The following is a 17,573-nucleotide window of genomic DNA, read 5'->3' on the forward strand; positions in this document are numbered from 1 at the left end:
GAAGGCGCAAGGCGAGCATTCCTTGAAGAGAGTCCATTTCTCTGAAAGGTGTTCCAGTGGCACTCGGGTGTTCGAGTCGAGCGATCGGACCAACCCCTCTCGCCTCTGTGTCTCGGCGGCTTTGCGGCTACGGAATCGCCTTTCAGAACCGGTTCGCGTTGCTCGCGCTCAATACTCGTTCGCAAACTGCGGATGGACCCAGAGGAACTCCTGCCGCTTGTTCTGCACCCGCACCAATCCCCCGAAGCCTGCGTCCTTCTCTTTGAGCCATGCCTGAAACTCCCGCAACACACCTCCGTCGGCGCGGATGACTCCGGTACGTTCTACCTCCGGCCCATCTTTCTCTGCGAGCCATTCCGTCGTTTTTTCACCTGCGCTCAACATCGCCTCGGCGCACCCCTTGCCGAAATCGAGTTGGTTCTCCAGGGCCTTGTAAGCGGCTTCGTCGAGCGCCAGCTTGGTGGCGGACGCAGCCACCGGCAGCACCAGACTGAGTGTGCCCGCCAACACCTTGAGGAATGGCGCCGCCTTCGCGAACCACTCCCGCGTCACGTCAAATTCATACACGCCTTCCTTCTCGTGCTTGTTCAGCAAGGGAAGCGGCAAACGCGTGTGCTCGCACCACAGCGTGACGCGGAATTTCTTTTTCACCCAGCCGTTGGGATTGAATGCTAAGCGCTCAACCGGTTGCAGGCTGAACAGCCGCGGCCCTTCCTTCGCTTCATCGACCAAGGCTCGCATCAAGCCCGCGAAGGCGTCGTCCACGCGGCTGAGAATACGCGCTTCGTTCGTGTCGAACCGCCGCATCACCGCGCCGTGCTGCGACAGCAACAGGGGGCGGATGACGGCTAATTCGGCCTTCATGGATTGGAAGTTCTCCAGCAACTCCGTCACCGGATCACGCCGCGCCGCCGGCGCGTTGCGCAGCAAACAGTCGATGCTCTGCCACTCGTTGCAGACGGGACACGGATAGTCCGGCCGCCTGCGCCGTTTGCTCTCGATCAACTTCTGCACTTCATACAAGCCAGTGCCCGGCAGCTTCTGACCACACGGGTCGATGCACGGCACCATCACGTCGCAGCGCAAGCCCGCCCAGAAACTCTCCACCAACCATTTCACTTCGCGCGTCAGCACCGCCAGAAAAGCCTCGGGATACGCCGCGCGCACGGTGATGCGGACATCGTTGCCGGTGTGCTCCAGCAACGCCCGCCCGTTGTAGTCGTCATCCAGCACCAAGCCACGCTGCCAGTGGACGCTCTCCTTGTAGTTCACGCGCCCCAGCGAGAATTTGTGCAGCCGGACGATCAACTGGTAGAATAACCCCTCCGCAGTGGCCGACTGCCCGTTCTTCGTCTCCACAATCCGGCAGATTTGCACTTGCTGACCGTCGCCGTCGGGAAGATTGGCAGGCCACACCGCGGCGAGTTCCGGTTCCGACGGACGGAGGTCCGGGACCAGCTGCGCGATCAGGCTGGTGTAATGGAGTTCGGCGGGTGGCTTCTTTGCAGTTCCAAGGAGTCTCCCCATCCGCTGCCAGAATCCGAGGGCATCCTCCGGCTCGGCGGGCACGGCCACTTTGTAAGAGAGGTCAAACCGCTCCATCAATCGCAGGAAGAGCGGATGCAGGCTGGCGTCGTAACGCGATTCAGCCGGCCGCGCTGGATCGTTCCACACCTCGCCCAGGCGAGCGAACTCCACCAAACCGTGGCTGTCGCGGGTCTGCTTGTCGTCGAGCACATAGCTCATGGCGGTCGAGAGCCAGTCCGGCTTGAGGACGACAATGTCCCGCAAAGCCGGGTCGTGCGCGTAATGGATCAGGTGGCCCAGCCGATGCGAGACACGGATAAAATCCTTCGCCTCTTCCTCGTCCATCTTGCGGTCCGTGCAAAGCTTGAGGACTGTCTCCAGCGGCAGATAGGCTGCTACATTTTCCTTCAGCGCGGTGCGGATCTCTTCCCACCGCTTCGGAACCGAGCGGCCCACTTCGGGCAGGCTGGCGGCGACGCGGGCGATGGCGTCCTTCAAATCATTGATGCCAGTACGTTCCCCGACCCACCTCTTTCTTTTCTCATCATAGCTGCGCGGCCTGCTTTCGACGAAGAAGAAGTCGAGCACCGTCTCCTTGCCGAACAGGTCCCAGATTTCCTGCCGATCGATGTCGGGCTGACGCTCCTTTGGACCGCCGTGCGTGGCGACGACGATGATTTTCGCCTCCGGCTCGCGGTGCTTCACCAGCTTGATCCACTCCTTCACGAAACCCTGCTGCGGACCTTCGCGCGGCTTCCACACCACCAGATAGACGGCAGGGGCGCTGAAGAACAACTGGTGCGTGGGTCGATACACCCGCTGCCCGCCGAAATCCCAGCCGTTCAGCGTGATCTCGGTGCCGCTGCCGGGAGCGGTCACCTTCACTGGCTTGATTTCGATCCCGTGCGTGGTCGGGCGGCCCTCTTCCCACGGATCGCCGCGCAGGGCGCCGAGCAGGCAACTCTTCCCCACCTCGCCCTCGCCGATGAGGATCAGCTTGGCCTCGTTCAGCGCCACCTGCGCTTCCGCCTTCGCGCGCAGGTACCGTTTGACAGCGTCGAGACCCTCTTCGTAGGCAGCGGCGAGTTCGGGATTAAGTGGATTCCCGTCTAGATTGAGATCTTCGAGATGGATGAGTTGAACAATGCAGAGAGGCAAATCAGCCACTTTGCCAGCCATCGGAGGTTCCCTAGTCCAGCCTTTGGCGAGTCCTTCACCGCCGAGAACAAGGCGGCGTAGCTCACGGAGGTTGGCGATTGCATCTGGAAGGCTCTCGAACTCATTGCCTCCTGCATAGATTTCCCTAAGTTGCCTTAGTTCGCCAATCCGAGATGGAAATGACCTGAGACGGTTGTCGGAAAGTGAGAGGATAACCAACTCCTTCAGATCAAATGTGAAGTCCGGCAGCTCCGGGAGTTGGTTTGACCAGAGTTCCAACTCCTTCAACTGGGTGAGCTGGCCCAGCCACTCCGGCAGCGCCGTCAACTGGTTCTGGGCGAGGTTTAGCGACTGCAACTGGGTGAGCTGGCCCAGCCACTCCGGCAGCGCCGTCAGTTGGTTGCAGGCGAGGTTCAGCGACTGCAACTGCGTGAGCTGGCCCAGCCACTCCGGCAGCGCCGTCAGTTGGTTGAAGGAGAGGTCGAGCAACTGCAACTGCGCGAGCTGACCCAGCCACTCCGGCAGCGCCGTCAGTTGGTTGTTGCCGAGGTCCAGCGACTGCAACTGCGCGAGCTGGCCCAGCCACTCCGGCAGCGCCGTCAGTTGGTTGAAGGAGAGGTCGAGCATTTGCAACTGCGCGAGCTGGCCCAGCCACTCCGGCAGCGCCGTCAGTTGGTTCTCGGAGAGGTCCAACGACTGCAACTGCGCGAGCTGGCCCAGCCACTCCGGCAGCGCCGTCAATTGGTTGGAGGAGAGGTTCAGCGACCGCAACTGAGTGAGCAGACCCAGCCACTCCGGCACCGCTGTCAGTTCGTTGCGCGAGACGTTCAGCGACTGCAACTGCGTGAGCTGACCCAGCGACTCCGGCAACTCTGTGAGTCTCTGCAAGTTCGCATCCCACGGCCCCAGATCGAGTTCCTTCGCCCCCGTCCGCCGCGCTGCTTCAATCTTCTGTTCCGCGTTTCGATATGCTTCGTCTCGTGCCATAGTCGATCGCTTCCAGATTATCCCATCACCTTCACTCCGCGCTCGCTCCGCAACACACTGGAGCGCATCGCCACGCCTTGCTCGGTGAAGACATAGGGGTTGTGTCTTCGTCCGCCCCGTTGTTTTGATATTCCAGATTGGAAGATCAAAGCCGTCGCCTCTTCATCCGCCAGTTGAAACATGAAATCGGGTGAAAACCGGCCCCGGTTGCGCTTGACGGCTTTGTTCAAGTTGCCGGTGGTAACGCCGTAGAGCTTGGCCAGATCGGCGTCGAGCAACACTTTCTCCCCTCGCGCCAGATGGATCAGTCGTTCGACCCGCTCAATGGGGACCAGTTGAGTTGCTCGTGTGCTGTTCATGGGCCGCTTCGTTTGAAATGCCAGATTAGAATATCAAAGCTCAAGCTTCTTGCGCCCGCCCTCCTTATTCAGCGGGTCGCGAAAACGGAACGTACCGGACCGCCCAGTCGGGGCCGAACGCATACGCCGACATGCAGAGCATGTGGCTGAGGAAGACATCGTGGATGAAGTCTGCGTCGCTCATGGTGACCGGCACGACGATACGAGAATTCCACGGCTCACGGCAAGCCGGGCAAGGAATTCCAAATCGGTGCCAAGCGATCGAGTCAAAGGCCACCCCAAACTAGGACACTACCCAGAATCGCTTCTCCATTTGACAAGCGTGACGCCGGAGGACTAGCACCGGGTGCGTGAGCACGCAGCGCCACGCACGCGGAGGTTCTTGATGGCTCGCTACGACACAGTGATCACAGGCGGCATGGTTGTCGATGGCACGCGCATGCCGCGACGGCGTTGCGACGTCGCGATCACCAACGGCCGCATTGCCAAGCTCGGGCACATCAAGCCAGCGGATGCCACCCGCGTGTTGGATGCCGACGGCATGATCGTCGCGCCGGGTTTCGTTGACTTGCATACGCATTACGACGCGCAGGTGTTCTGGGATCCGTACTGCACGCTGTCGGGCTGGCACGGCGTGACGTCGGTGGTGATCGGCAACTGCGGATTCGGCTTTGCTCCCGTGCGTCCCGACGATCGCGAGCGGGCGATGCGCTCGATGACGCGCGTCGAGGCGATCCCGTACAACGCGATGAAGGCCGGCTTGCCGTGGGACTGGATCACGTTCCCGGAATTTCTCGACTGTCTCGATCGGCTGCCCAAGTCGATCAACGTGCGTCCGTTCATGCCGGTGGGGCCGCTGCTGGTGTGGGTGCTGGGTGCTGAGCGCGCCAAAGCCGGCGTGATGCCGAGCGAGGCCGAGCACACCGAGATGCGGCGCCTGCTACACGAAGCGATGGATCACGGCGCCGGCGGTTGGTCGGCGCAGCGGCTCGAACCCGGCAGCGGCGTCGAGGTGCAGCGCGACTTCGACGGCACGCCGATGGTCAGCGACGTCATGCGCGACGAAACCTGCATCCATCTCGCCGAAGTCCTGGCCGAACGCAACGAAGGCTTCATTCAGATGACGCTGGCGAAGAGCGACGGCACCACGCTCGATCACCTCGCCACGTTGGCCGAGGTCAGCGGCCGGCCGATTCTCTGGAATGTGGTGCTCGCCTTCGACAACGCGCCGCACGTGCATCTCGGCCAACTCGCGTGGTTGCGCGGCTGTCACGAACGCGGCTTGCCGGTGTACGGCCAAGGCGTCACCACCGACGCCGGATTCACTTTCTCGTTCGACGAGTGGAACCTGTTCGACGAAATGCAATGCTGGGCTGAAGCGACCACCGGCACGGTGGCCGAGCGGCTGCAGAAACTCTCCGACCCGGCGCGCCGCCCCGATCTCCGCGCGAATCGGCCGTGGATTGCGCTGAGCGCGATCGAGAACATCGTCGTCGCCGAGACCTTCTGCGATGAGACCAAACAGTACGTCAACGAAACCATCGGCGATATCGCCGAGCAGCTCGGCAAAGATCCGGTCGATGTGCTGCTCGACATCGCGTGCGCCGATGGCCTCAAGGCGACGTTCTTCTCGTTGCCGGCGAATACCACGCTCGCCGGCTTTCGCGATCTGATGCTCGATCCGTACGTCATCCCCGGCGTCTCCGATGGCGGGGCGCACACGCGCTTCCTGACGGCCGGCCGGTATCCTACCGAGACCATCATCCGCGCCACCCGTGACAACAACGTCCTCTCGCTCGAAGACGTGCACTGGAAATTGTCGACCTTGCCGGCCTATTGCGCCGGCTTCACCGACCGCGGCACGTTGGAAGAGGGCAAAGCCGCCGACATCGTCGTCTACGACTTCGATCGGTTAGCGATGACGCCGGTGGAAAAGGTCCACGACTTCCCCGCCAACGAATGGCGCCGCATCCAGCGGGCGATCGGGTATCGCTACGTGCTGGTGAACGGTGAAGTCACGATCGAGAACGACAAGCAAACCGGTGTAGCCGCGGGGCGGCTGCTGCGGAGTAGTTGCTGATCGGGTTTTGCACAAAAGAGTCGTCCTGAGGGGAGCCCCTCGATATGCAGCCCTCGATACGAAGCCTGCGGCTCCTACTCGGTCCTGCTACTCGGGGAAACGGATACTCTTGAGCGATCCCCCCAAGATCCGTTTGCCCGAGGAGATCGCGCAGCGATCGTATCGAGGGCCCCTTTTGTGCAAAGCCCGCTGATCGCTGATCGAGATTCACCGCGTTCTCGTCAAAATCCGCTGCTGCCCGTGCCGTGAGCAGCTGATCAATTTGCAGCCACACTACTCAGTCCCGTTAACGCACCGGGCAGGCCCGGTGCGCGTTTGGTGGCGGCACGCGCCATGCTTCTCTGAACGTCGCCGGTCTGCCGGTCGATGACCTATGCTCTTTCAGGATTACGACACCGGGGACTTCTTTGACGAGTTGCTACTCGCCGACGGGCAACCGCGCTCGGAAGCCGAAGTACTCGTCGGGAAACTCCAGTCCTTTTCCGCCGACGAATTGCGGCGGCGACAACACACCGCCGAACGCTTGCTGCTGCAAATGGGCATCACGTTCAACGTGTACGGCGATACCGCCGGCACCGAACGGATCTTTCCATTCGATATCGTCCCGCGGATTGTGGCGGCGAGTGAGTGGGCGCGCATCGAGCGCGGCCTCAAGCAACGCGTGCACGCCCTCAACGCCTTCGTCGACGACATTTACCACGAGCAGCACATCCTCAAGGATCACATCCTGCCGGAGGAAATCGTCCGCTCCGCCGCCTCGTACCGCCAAGCCTGCGTCGGGCTTCATCCGCCGCGCGGCATCTGGTGCCACATCACCGGCACCGATCTGGTGCGCGATCGCGACGGGCAGATCTACGTCCTGGAGGACAATCTGCGCTGTCCGTCGGGGGTTTCGTACGTGCTCGAAAACCGGCACGTGATGAAACGCACCTTCCCTGAAGTGTTTGATGCCTCGCGCGTCCTGCCGGTCGATGACTACCCCAGCCGCTTGCTCGACATGCTGCAGTACGTCGCGCCGGAGACCGGTGGGTCACCGACGGTGGCGGTGCTGACGCCGGGCGTTTTCAACTCGGCCTACTTCGAGCACTCGTTCCTGGCCCAGCAGATGGGCGTGGAACTCATCGAGGGACGCGATCTCGTGGTGGCCGACGGTTGGGTGTGTGCGCGTACGACGCGCGGCTTGCAACGCGTCGATGTGATCTATCGCCGGATCGATGACGATGCCCTTGACCCGCTGGCGTTCAATCCGGATTCGTTGCTCGGGCTGCCCGGCCTCATGGACGTCTACCGTGCCGGGCGGGTGGCGCTCGTCAACGCGCCGGGCACCGGTATCGCGGACGACAAGGTGCTGTACGCCTACGTGCCGAAGATCATCCAGTATTACGAGGGCGAAGATGCGATCTTGCCCAACGTGCCGACGTATGTGTGCTGGGATGCGGCGGACCGCCAGTATGTGCTCGACCATCTCGACGAGTTGGTGGTGAAGGCGGTGAACGAGTCGGGCGGCTACGGCATGCTGGTGGGGCCGCATTCGACGGCGAGCGAACGCGAGGAATTCGCGCGGCGCATCGCCGCGCATCCACGCAACTACATCGCGCAGCCGACGCTCGGTTTGTCACGCGCGCCGGTGCTGGTCGACGACCATTGCGAAGGGCGCCATGTCGATCTCCGTCCGTATGTGCTGTACGGCCGCGACATCTACGTGCTGCCCGGTGGGTTGACGCGCGTGGCCCTCAAGAAGGGCTCGCTGGTGGTGAACTCATCGCAAGGTGGCGGCAGCAAAGACACGTGGGTGGTCGCGGACGGTGCACGCGGCACCGCTCACGCCGACGTCACCCCAGCGGCCGGAGCGGCATCGGTCGCATGCTGAGTCGCGTCGCCGATTCGATCTATTGGATGAGCCGCTACATCGAGCGGGCGGAGAATGTCGCCCGCTGTGTGGAAGTCAACGTCCATCTCACGCTCGATCTGCCGACCGCGGCCACGGCCGAGCAGTGGGAAGCGTTGGTCACTACGTCCGGCGATCGCGTGCGGTTCGCGGAGCGTTTCGACGTGGCGTCGCGGACCAACGTGATCCAGTTTCTCGCGTTCGACATCGACAACCCGAATTCGATTCTGTCGTGTCTCACCGCGGCGCGCGAGAACGCCCGCATGATCCGCGAAGTCATCACCAGCGAAATGTGGGAGCAGCTCAATACCTTCTATCTTCTGGTGCGGGACGCGGCGCGGCAGCCGCGCGTGCTGGAGGCGCCGCAAGAGTTTCTGACCCAAGTGCGGATGGCGAGTCATCTCTTTACGGGAGTGACCGATGCCACCATGTCGCACGGCGAAGCGTGGCGCTTCGATCGACTCGGCCGCAAACTCGAACGCGCTGACAAGACCACGCGCATCTTGGATGTGAAATACTTTCTGCTGCTGCCCGCCGTGTCCGACGTCGGCTCTCCCGTCGATGACGTCCAGTGGGCCGCGGTGCTGCGTTCGGCCAGCGCGCTCGAAATGTATCGCAAGCGGCACGGCCGCGTGGCGCCCGACGGCATCGTCGACTTCTTGCTGCTCGATCGCGAGTTCCCGCGCGCGGTGCACTGCTGCCTGATCGTTGCCGACGATTCCCTGCATGCCATCTCGGGCACGCCGAGCGGCACGTTCAGCAACCCGGCGGAACAGCGCCTCGGGCAATTGCGATCGGAACTCGCGTTCACCGACGTTCGCGGCATCATCGCCGCCGGCGTGCATGAGTTCCTCGACGGTCTGCAACTCCGACTCAACTTGGTCGCGGATGCGATTCACGAAACCTTCTTCGTTCGGTCGATGGCCATCGAGCAGCCGTACGGTCCCGCTTCTGGTTTCTGGGGTGCAAACCAATGACGTTTTGTCTCGGCATCAAGGTTGACGACGGCCTGGTCTCGATTGCGGACACGCTGGTGACCGCCGGTAGCGAATGCAGCACCGCCGGCAAGATCTTTACCTACGAAAGCGAACGCCAGTCGCTCTTCATCATGACGTCCGGTCTGCGCTCGGTGCGCGACAAAGCACTCACCTACTTCGAGGAAGTGCTGGACGAAAGCGGTCCGACGTTCGATCGCGTGTTCAAGGCGCTCAACGCGTTCGGTGCGCAGGTGCGTCGCGTTGCCGAAGAGGACAAGGTCGCGTTGACCGGCAGTGGGCTGGATTTCAACATCCACGCGTTGGTCGGCGGCCAGTTCGAACGCGACCGCGAGCACAAGCTCTATCTGATGTACCCGCAAGCGAATTGGATTGAGGTCGGGCAGGGCACGCCATCGCAGATCATCGGCGCGGCCGGCTACGGCAAGCCGGTACTCGATCGCACGTTGAAGTACCAGGATCCGATGTCCTACGCGTTGAAGGTCGGTTGTCTCGCCTTTGACTCCACCCGCATCAGTGCAGCGGACGTCGACTTCCCCATCGATGTTGTGCTCTACGAGCGCGACTCATACCAACTCGTGCAGCAGCGCTATGAGAAGCAAGACCTCGCCGAGATTTCCAACTGGTGGCAAGAGCGCTTGCGTCGCTCGGTGAACGAGTTGCAGTCGGATTGGATCGAGCCCTTGCTGGCGCGGCTGCCTTCGCGGCGCGTGGCCACCAGGTGAGTGGCATCCGCGTTGTGCCGATGCGGTTCGCCGTCACGCACACGACTCGCTACCGTTACCAACGGGCGGTGCGACTCGATCCGCATGTCCTGCGGCTGCGCCCGCGTAACGATGGCTCGCAAGCGCTGCTGGACTTTCGGGCTCGCGTTCAGCCACGTCCGGTCGGATGGTCGGAGTGTGTCGATCTCGATGGCAACGCCGTCGCGCAGGTGTGGTTCGACGGCCTGACGGATTCGCTGATCATCTCCACCACCTGCACCGTCGAGTCTCGGCGGACGAACCCGTTCGATTTCCTTCTCGATGCATGGGCGACGACCTTGCCGCTGCATCCGAGCGGTGAATTGGAGCGCGCGCTCGCGCCCTACCGACTCCGCTCGCACCCAGACGATTCGGTTACCGCGTTCGCCACGTCAGTGTTGCGAGACGCGACCGGACAGACCGTGCCATTTCTCACGACGCTGGCGCGACGGATTGCCGAACGGTCGCGAGCAACAATCCGTCTGGAGGGTGACCCACAGGCGGCTGCAGTTACGCTCAGCGAGGGCACCGGCGCTTGCCGGGATCTCGCCGTGCTGTTCATCGACGCGTGTCGCGCCGTCGGCCTGGCGGCGCGATTTGTCAGTGGGTACTACTGCGGAGCGGTCGAGAGCGATCGTCGCTATTTGCATGCGTGGGCAGAAGTGTTCTTGCCGGGCGCCGGTTGGCGCGGCTTCGATCCGCTGCAAGGCGTCGCGGTCGTTGATCAGCACATCGCCGTCGCCGCCAGCGCGCAGCCGGCGGCTGCCGCACCGATCAGCGGCACGCTCTGTGGCGGCGACGCTGTCGCCACACCCCAGGTAGAGTTGTCAATTCGCGAGTGTGGAGAGCGGTGCAGCGAGGACTAGACTTCGCGACGGGTAGAGAACAGATCGGATTGGTCGTCGTCAGGTAACGCATTCGGTTCTATCCCTCTCCTTTGACGAGTCTTCTGACTCCGCATTTGCCTGACCCTATCGGCTGACGTATCCTTCGGTCCGCGCAGATCGAGAGTGACGGTCGGCTCCGGTGAAGGACAAGGTCTACATTGAAACGTCCGTGGTCAGTTATCTCGCGGCCCGTCCGAGTCGAGACCCAATTGTGGCTGGCCACCAGAAGAGTACGCACAAATGGTGGCGCGAACGACGGCGTGACTTCGACCTGTTCTGCTCACAACTTGTCGTGCAGGAAGCGTCGGCCGGCGATTCCGATGCCGCCGCGAAGCGGTTGCGCCTCTTGCGACACGTGCCAGTGCTGGTTGCCGCTGAGGCCATCGGGGAATTGGCGCGGCGAATCACGAAGTCCGGTGGAATCCCCAGCGAAGCGTCGGAAGATGCCGTTCACGTTGCGTTCGCCGTAGTCCACGGTATGGACTACCTGGTTACATGGAATTGTCGGCACATTGCGAATGCGCAGATCAGACACAACCTGAGCGCGACCTGCAACGCCGCGGGCTATGAACTCCCGGTCATTTGTACGCCGGAGGAGCTCCTAGGAGAATGAGTATGTGGAAGGATCCGATCGTCGAAGAAGTGAGGAAAGTGCGGCAGCAGCACGCTGCGAAGTTCAACAACGACATTGACGCAATTGTTGCGGATCTTCGCGAGCAGGAAAAGAAATCCCGGCGGAGGCTCGTGAATCTCAAGCCGAAGGCGCCGCGCCTAAAGCCGAAGCGCGCTTGAGAGCAAGCCGCCTGTTCCTCGAACCTCACTCGGCCGCGCCGGCGGTGAGTCGCTGCAACCGTTCGCTGGCTTCGAGGTACTCTTCGACCAACTGTCGGACGACTTCTTTGACCGGACGCACGGTGTTCATCGTGCCGACGATCTGACCGACCGGGTTGAACATCACCTTCGTCGCTTTGTCGGCGTAGCGGTGGCCGCGCGAGACGGCGTCGGAGGTAACCATGAACTGCATCGGCATGCCGAGCGTGCCGGGCGAGTCGGGGCCTTCCCACGCTTCGGTCCAATCGTTCTTCAGCATGCGGCACGGCTTACCGGTGAATGAGCGCGAGCGCACGGTGTCGCGGCTGCTCGCGTCGAGGAGTTGCTGCGTCTGCGCCGGCGGCGCGTCGGCTTCTTGTACGGTGAGCCACAGCGAGCCGGTCCACACCCCTTGCGCGCCCATGGCCAGCGCCGCGGCGATCTGCCGGCCCGTGCCGACGCCGCCGGCGGCGAGCACCGGGGTCGGCGCGACCGCGTCGATCACTTCGGGCCACAACACCACGCTGCCGATCTCGCCCGTGTGGCCGCCGCCCTCGTAGCCTTGCGCGATGATGATGTCGATGCCCGCCGCTTTGTGTGAGAGCGCGTGCTTGCTCGAACCGCACAACGCGGCGACCAACCGGCCGCTGCCATGGATCTCTGCGATCACGTCGTTCGGCGGTGTACCGAGCGCGTTAGCGATCAATTTCACCTTCGGATGTTTGAGTGCAACTTCGACCTGCGGAGTCGCGGTCGCGGCCGTCCAACCCAACAACTGACTCGCCGGCTTCTCGTCGGCCGGCAGTTTGGGCACGCCGTGATCAGCGAGGACCTTGTCGGCGAACGCCCGGTGCTGCGGCGGGATGGAAGCGAGCAACTGCTCTTCGAGCTTCTTCGGATCGATTTCGCCCATGCCTTCGTACTTGCCGGGAATGACAATGTCGACGCCGTACGGCTTGTCGCCGATGTGTTCGTCGATCCACTTCAACTCGATCTCGAGCTGGTCGGGTGAGAATCCGACCGCGCCGAGAACACCGAATCCGCCGGCCTTGCTAACGGCGACGACGACGTCACGACAGTGGCTGAACGCAAAGATGGGAAACTCGATCCCGAGTTGATCGCACAGTTCGGTACGCATTGCAGACTCCTTGTCGACTCACGCTTCGATCGCGCCGGGGCGAAAGCGGATGCGCATTTCCTTTACGCCATTGATGAAGGTCGAGCGCAAGCGGCGCGGCGGGGCGGCAAGTTCGATGTCGTGCAGGTGGGTGACGATGCCGCGGAAGATCTCGTTGAGTTCGAGCCGCGCCAGATTCGCCCCGAGGCAGAAGTGCTCGCCCACTCCGAAGGCCAGATGGTCGTTGGGGTGCCGGCGGATGTCGAATACCTGCGAGTTCTCGAACACGTCCTCGTCGCGATTCACCGACGGGTACCAGATCGTCAGCTTGTCGTCGGTCTTGAGCGGTTGGCCGCGCACCACCGTGTCGGCGGTGACGGTGCGGCGGAAATTATGCACCGCCGGTGCGTAGCGGAGGATCTCCTCGATTGCTGACGGCAACAGCGAGGGATCGGCGCGCACATCGCGCAACTGATCGGGGTGGTCGATCAACGCCAGCATGCCGTTGCTGGTGACGGTGCGCGTGGTCTCGTTGCCGGCGATGACCAGCAACAGGAAGAAGAAGTTGAAGTCCGAGTCGCTGAGCTTGTGACCGTCGAGCTCGGCGTTGACCAACGCCGTGGCGAGATCGTCGCCGGGATGCGTGCGCGCCTTTTCGAGCAGATGGCCGGCGTACATGAACATCTCGGCGGCGGCGGCCTGGCCATCGTTCATCGCGGAAGGCTGGCCGTCCGGCTGCAGATCGGGGTCGTCGAAGCCGACCATGCGGTTGCCGACTTCGTACACGTTGCGGCGGTCGGCGTCGGGGACGCCCATCATCTCGCAGATGACTTCCAACGGCAGCAGCGCCGCGATGTCCTCGACGAAGTCGCACTCGCCGCGTTCGATCACGCGGTTGATGATGCGCTTCACCATGTCGCGCACGCGCCCGTGCAGGCCCGTGATCATGCGCGGCGAAAACGCCTTGTTGACCAAGCCGCGATACTGGCGGTGGCGCGGCGGATCCATGCTGAGCATGATCGACTGCACGAACGGGAGATCCTGCGGCAACGGGTCGCGCATGATGGCACCCTGCCGCTCGGACGAGAACAGTCCCGGGTTCTTCGAGATCTCCTTCAAGTCGGCGTATTTCGTGATCGCCCAGAAGCCGCGGCCGTTCTTCTCGGGGTGCCAGAAGACCGGGGCTTCGCGCCGCAGCACGGTGAACATCTCGTGCGGCGTGCCGCGCTGAAAGAGATCTGGATCGGTGAGATCGACGTCGCTAAGTTGCATAGTTTTGACCTTAACGAACGTTTGTTTATCAACTTGGCGCGTGGTGCGTCAACCCATTTTTGCGAGATTGCGCTCGGGCGAGAGGGGGTGCGCAATGAGTCCCCCCTCGATACGCAGCCCCTCGGTACGAAGTCTTCGGCTTCTACTCGGGGCCTGCTACTCGGGGAAACGGTTTCTCTCAGAGAATCGAATACCCGTTTGCCCGAGTAGATCGCGAAGCGATCGTATCGAGGGCGGGCTTGGATCAGGATTCGTCGGGTCGCAGACGCTGCAGCAGCGCGGCGGCGAGAGCGGCCATCGCGCCGGAGAGCAGCGCGTAGAAACTCATCCCGGCGACCAAACCAACGCCGTCGGCGATTGCCGACATCGCCCAGGGGATCACGATGCCGCCGAGCCCGGCGCCGGCGATCAAGACGCTGGTGGCGGCCGCGGTGTTGTGTGGGTGGTGCCGGCCACCGAGCGCGATCACGGCGGGGAAAATTCCGGAGAAGCCGAGGCCGGTTAGCGCGAAAGCAGCCGTGGCAGACCAAGCCTGGGGTGCCAGCAGAGCGGCGGCGGCGGCCGCTGTGGCGAAGGCCGCCAGCCCGACGATGAGACGTTCTTCGCGCACGTGATGCGCCAGCCCGGTCAGCACCAGCCGACCGGCTGCCAGCCCGAGCCAGTAGAGCGACAGCGTGGTGCCGCCGTAGGCGAGGCTGACATCGCGAACGCTCACCATGTACTTCGTCAACCAGCCGCCGATGCCGGTTTCGACACCGACGTAGACACCGAGCAGCACGGCAAGCAGCAGAGTGAGCGGCGTGGTCGCCCGTGCGCGCGGTGAGTCGCTCGTGGCCGCGCTGGGTGCGTCGGTGTGCACACGGAGAAAACTCCATCCGGCCGCCACCAGCGCCGTGAAGCCGCCCGCCACCGCGAACGGCACGCGCCACGTCACCCCGGCGGCGACGGCTTGCGCCGTCAGCGCCGGTGCCACGAACGATCCGACGCCGAAGAAGAGATGCGAGAAGTTCAGCAAGTTCGAGCGCCGTTCGCCGCCGATGGTGATCAGCAGCGAGTTGAGCGCAACTTCCATCACCCCGAAGCCCAGACCGCTGACGAACAGCAGCGCGGCGCCCGCACGCCACGTTGACGTCAGCGCGAAACCGGCGATGCCGACGGCGAATGTGCCCACGCTCACGCGCAGCACTGCACGCGTGCTAAAGCGCGCGAGCAATCGCCCGGAAACCAGCACCGACAGCAAATACGCGATCGGTTGCAGCGCAAGCATCGAGCCGGCTTCGACCAACCGCATGTCAAACTGCACTAGCAACAGTGGCAAGACCATCCCGGGCAACGTGACGCAGGCGCCGAGCATGAAGAAGGACGCCGAGGCGAGCGCGACGGCGAGCTTCATGCTGCTCCTCTCACTCGAATCGCCGGCATGGTGCGGGAGCTATAGCAGGTTGCACGAAGAGCCGTCGCCTCGGTCTATGGGTGGTGCGACTGTTCGGAGGCGAGACGTCCGCTCCGCGCTCAGCGCATCGGGAGCGCCCCCAGACGGCGGCGTAAAACCGCGATCACGCCGCAGCCTCGCGTCAACTGAAATTGCGGCATCCACAGCAGCTCGGTCGATGATGAGCGCAAGCGTCGCCTCGGACCGGTTGTCAAATGCAAGCTGCCTGTCGAACTGAACTTGCAATCTTGACGCGACCTCCATGCGTGCGACGATGTCGATCAAATTGATCTGAAGCGTTTGTTCAGGGTTGGCCCAACTCCAGTCACCGGACCGCCTGCTGTGGCGCACGCAACCCTGACGGTCGCAGTCACGCAGGGAGAGCGTTATGAAGTCACGGTGGATTCGCTCGGTAAGAATCATCGCAGCGTGCTTCGGGTTGCTGATGCTGGTGACAGTCTGGCGGCCGTTGGCGGCTGCAGCGAATACAGGCAGCAGCTCGGCATTCGGCGAGTCGGTGAGTCTGAGTGTCGTGCCTGCCCTACCACCGACCGTTAGCATTACTAGCGCCCCACTGCCGACAGTGTCAGGGAGCGCGCCGCCATCCTACATGCTCACCGACACCTTGGCCTCGGTGCTGGTGTCGGACACCTTGACGGGACAAGTGCTGAGTACGGGCACCCTGACTGTGAACGCTAGCTCCACGCTGCCTACTACCGACAGCGCCAGCGCTGATGCGACGGTGAATGGGCTCGATATCGACGTGGTGACCTTGCTGTCGTTGCTAACGATCGACGCCACCTCAGTGCAATCGACCGCCTCGATCACCGGGACGTGTGGCGACTCGCTCAGCGCGGCGGGCAGCACCACCTTTGCCAACCCGAGCGTCACCAGCACGCTGGCGATCGGACTATCTATTGCCGTCTCGCCGGCCGCCAATACGATCCTGCTCAATGTCTCCGGCGTGAAGGTCGTGTTGAATGAGCAAGTACAAACTGGGGACGGCTCGACGGCTGCGGGCCTGACGGTCAACGCGATCCACATCACCCTGACGAATGTCGCGCTCGCCGGTATTGGAACGATCAACGGCGATATCATCATCGCTCAGTCCGTTGCGACCTTGGATTGCACGAGCCCGACTCCCACGCAGACACCCACTGACACACCGACAGCCACGCCCACCGGCACCCCGACCGCAACACCAACAGCGACGCCCACAGCTACTGCGACAGAGACGCCGACTGAAACATCAACCGCAACCCCAACAAGTACCCCTACGGCGACTCCAAGCGATACGGCCACCGCCACGCCAACCGCGACTGCGACCGAGACGCCGACGGACACGCCGACGGCCACACCGAGCGATACTCCGACGGCAACGCCCACGAGCACCCCGACTGACACGCCGACCACGACCGCGACTGAGACGCCGACTCACTCGCCGACCGCAACCCCGACTCACACACCGACGGTCACTCCGACGGACACACCAACCGCTACGGCCACGACGACGCCGACCCAAACACCCACCACAACGCCCACCGCCACCCCGACCGCCACGCCGACGATGACCCCCACCGCCTCGCCTAGTCCGAGCAGAACGGCCAGCCGAACAGCCAAGCCAACGAAGACACCGGGCCCGCCGGATGCCGATGGCGATGGTATCCCCGATGCCATCGAAGGTTCCGCCGACCGCGACGGCGATGGAATTCCCAATTTCCTCGACTACGATCCGAGCGGCCATTTGTATGACGAGGCCACCGGCCGCATTCTCAAGGGCGGACACGTGCAGGTGAGCCCAGCAGGACCTGTCAGCCTTCTGGCCAACGGCTCGCAAGGCTTCTATCAGTTCACCGTCGCCGTGGCCGGCCTCTATACCATCACGATCCAGCCACCGACTGGATTTCGTCCGAGCAAGATGTGTCTGCGCCAGGATCCGCCGCCGTTTGATCCGACCGGCGGCATGGACCCGTTGAGCTTGGGCAACGGTGAAGCGGGCGCAACAGGCATGCTGACCTCGAATGCGTGCACGCCCTTTTATCTCACGTTCAATCTCGAGCTCGGTGACCCCTTCATCATCAACAACAACATCCCGTTGCGCCGGATACCGACGGCGGTTCCGACGATGACATCCGGTACCCAGCTCCTCACGGTACTTGCGCTCTGTTTGCTGGCAGCCGCAACGCTCGGCGGTTCTGCCGCACGGCGGAGTAGCAGACAGCGATGATGCGGGGCCGCGATAACCGAAGGAAGCGGACGCAGACGGAGGACACAAGAAGCCACCTCATCGTGACAGTGGATTCCCATCGACAGCTCAA

13 protein-coding genes are annotated in these 17,573 nt (G+C 63.0%); 7 read left to right on the plus strand and 6 right to left on the minus strand.

The window, feature by feature from the left end:
* Positions 1 to 168: 168 nt before the first annotated feature.
* Together HYR72_02030 and HYR72_02035 are read right to left on the minus strand one after the other, a co-directional pair.
* A complete protein-coding gene (locus HYR72_02030; protein ID MBI1813737.1) occupies positions 169 to 3,672 on the minus strand; it encodes a leucine-rich repeat domain-containing protein in 3,504 nt (1,167 codons plus the stop codon).
* 17 nt (positions 3,673 to 3,689) lie between these two features.
* Positions 3,690 to 4,031, minus strand: coding sequence for an ORF6N domain-containing protein (locus tag HYR72_02035; protein MBI1813738.1), 342 nt, complete (start codon positions 4,029 to 4,031; stop codon positions 3,690 to 3,692).
* A 385-nt stretch (positions 4,032 to 4,416) separates the two neighbouring features.
* Here HYR72_02035 and HYR72_02040 point away from each other — a divergent pair, with 385 nt between their 5' ends.
* The 5 genes from HYR72_02040 to HYR72_02060 all read left to right on the plus strand — a co-directional run bounded on the left by HYR72_02040 (position 4,417) and on the right by HYR72_02060 (position 10,603).
* The gene (locus HYR72_02040; protein ID MBI1813739.1) at positions 4,417 to 6,111 is read left to right on the plus strand and encodes an amidohydrolase family protein; all 1,695 of its coding nucleotides are present in this window, start codon (positions 4,417 to 4,419) and stop codon (positions 6,109 to 6,111) included.
* A gap of 373 nt (positions 6,112 to 6,484) precedes the next feature.
* Positions 6,485 to 7,981 carry a circularly permuted type 2 ATP-grasp protein gene (locus HYR72_02045; protein ID MBI1813740.1) on the plus strand — a complete coding sequence of 499 codons (1,497 nt, stop codon included), beginning with the start codon at positions 6,485 to 6,487 and terminating at the stop codon, positions 7,979 to 7,981.
* Positions 7,975 to 8,976, plus strand: coding sequence for an alpha-E domain-containing protein (locus HYR72_02050; GenBank protein ID MBI1813741.1), 1,002 nt, complete (start codon positions 7,975 to 7,977; stop codon positions 8,974 to 8,976). The genes HYR72_02045 and HYR72_02050 overlap by 7 nt, the downstream gene beginning before the upstream one ends.
* The gene (locus tag HYR72_02055; GenBank protein MBI1813742.1) at positions 8,973 to 9,719 is read left to right on the plus strand and encodes a peptidase; all 747 of its coding nucleotides are present in this window, start codon (positions 8,973 to 8,975) and stop codon (positions 9,717 to 9,719) included. The genes HYR72_02050 and HYR72_02055 overlap by 4 nt, the downstream gene beginning before the upstream one ends.
* The gene (locus HYR72_02060) at positions 9,665 to 10,603 is read left to right on the plus strand and encodes a transglutaminase family protein (protein MBI1813743.1); all 939 of its coding nucleotides are present in this window, start codon (positions 9,665 to 9,667) and stop codon (positions 10,601 to 10,603) included. The genes HYR72_02055 and HYR72_02060 overlap by 55 nt, the downstream gene beginning before the upstream one ends.
* Positions 10,604 to 10,904: 301 nt before the next feature.
* Here HYR72_02060 and HYR72_02065 read toward each other — a convergent pair whose 3' ends face one another.
* Positions 10,905 to 11,099 (minus strand): hypothetical protein, encoded by a 195-nt coding sequence (locus HYR72_02065; GenBank protein MBI1813744.1) that lies wholly within the window; start codon positions 11,097 to 11,099, stop codon positions 10,905 to 10,907.
* A gap of 140 nt (positions 11,100 to 11,239) precedes the next feature.
* Here HYR72_02065 and HYR72_02070 point away from each other — a divergent pair, with 140 nt between their 5' ends.
* Complete coding sequence (locus tag HYR72_02070) at positions 11,240 to 11,416, plus strand: hypothetical protein (GenBank protein ID MBI1813745.1); 177 nt, start codon at positions 11,240 to 11,242, stop codon at positions 11,414 to 11,416.
* Positions 11,417 to 11,441: 25 nt separating this feature from the next.
* Here HYR72_02070 and HYR72_02075 read toward each other — a convergent pair whose 3' ends face one another.
* From HYR72_02075 to HYR72_02085, 3 genes are all read right to left on the minus strand, one after another.
* Positions 11,442 to 12,572 carry a nitronate monooxygenase gene (locus HYR72_02075; protein ID MBI1813746.1) on the minus strand — a complete coding sequence of 377 codons (1,131 nt, stop codon included), beginning with the start codon at positions 12,570 to 12,572 and terminating at the stop codon, positions 11,442 to 11,444.
* An 18-nt stretch (positions 12,573 to 12,590) separates the two neighbouring features.
* A complete protein-coding gene (locus HYR72_02080; protein MBI1813747.1) occupies positions 12,591 to 13,823 on the minus strand; it encodes a cytochrome P450 in 1,233 nt (410 codons plus the stop codon).
* 244 nt (positions 13,824 to 14,067) lie between these two features.
* Positions 14,068 to 15,216 carry an MFS transporter gene (locus tag HYR72_02085; GenBank protein MBI1813748.1) on the minus strand — a complete coding sequence of 383 codons (1,149 nt, stop codon included), beginning with the start codon at positions 15,214 to 15,216 and terminating at the stop codon, positions 14,068 to 14,070.
* A gap of 427 nt (positions 15,217 to 15,643) precedes the next feature.
* Between HYR72_02085 and HYR72_02090 the strand changes: the two genes are divergently transcribed.
* Positions 15,644 to 17,482, plus strand: coding sequence for a thrombospondin type 3 repeat-containing protein (locus HYR72_02090; GenBank protein MBI1813749.1), 1,839 nt, complete (start codon positions 15,644 to 15,646; stop codon positions 17,480 to 17,482).
* The last annotated feature ends 91 nt before the right edge of the window (positions 17,483 to 17,573 follow it).

This window comes from Deltaproteobacteria bacterium, assembly GCA_016178705.1.
GTDB lineage: Bacteria > Desulfobacterota > Binatia > HRBIN30 > JACQVA1 > JACOST01.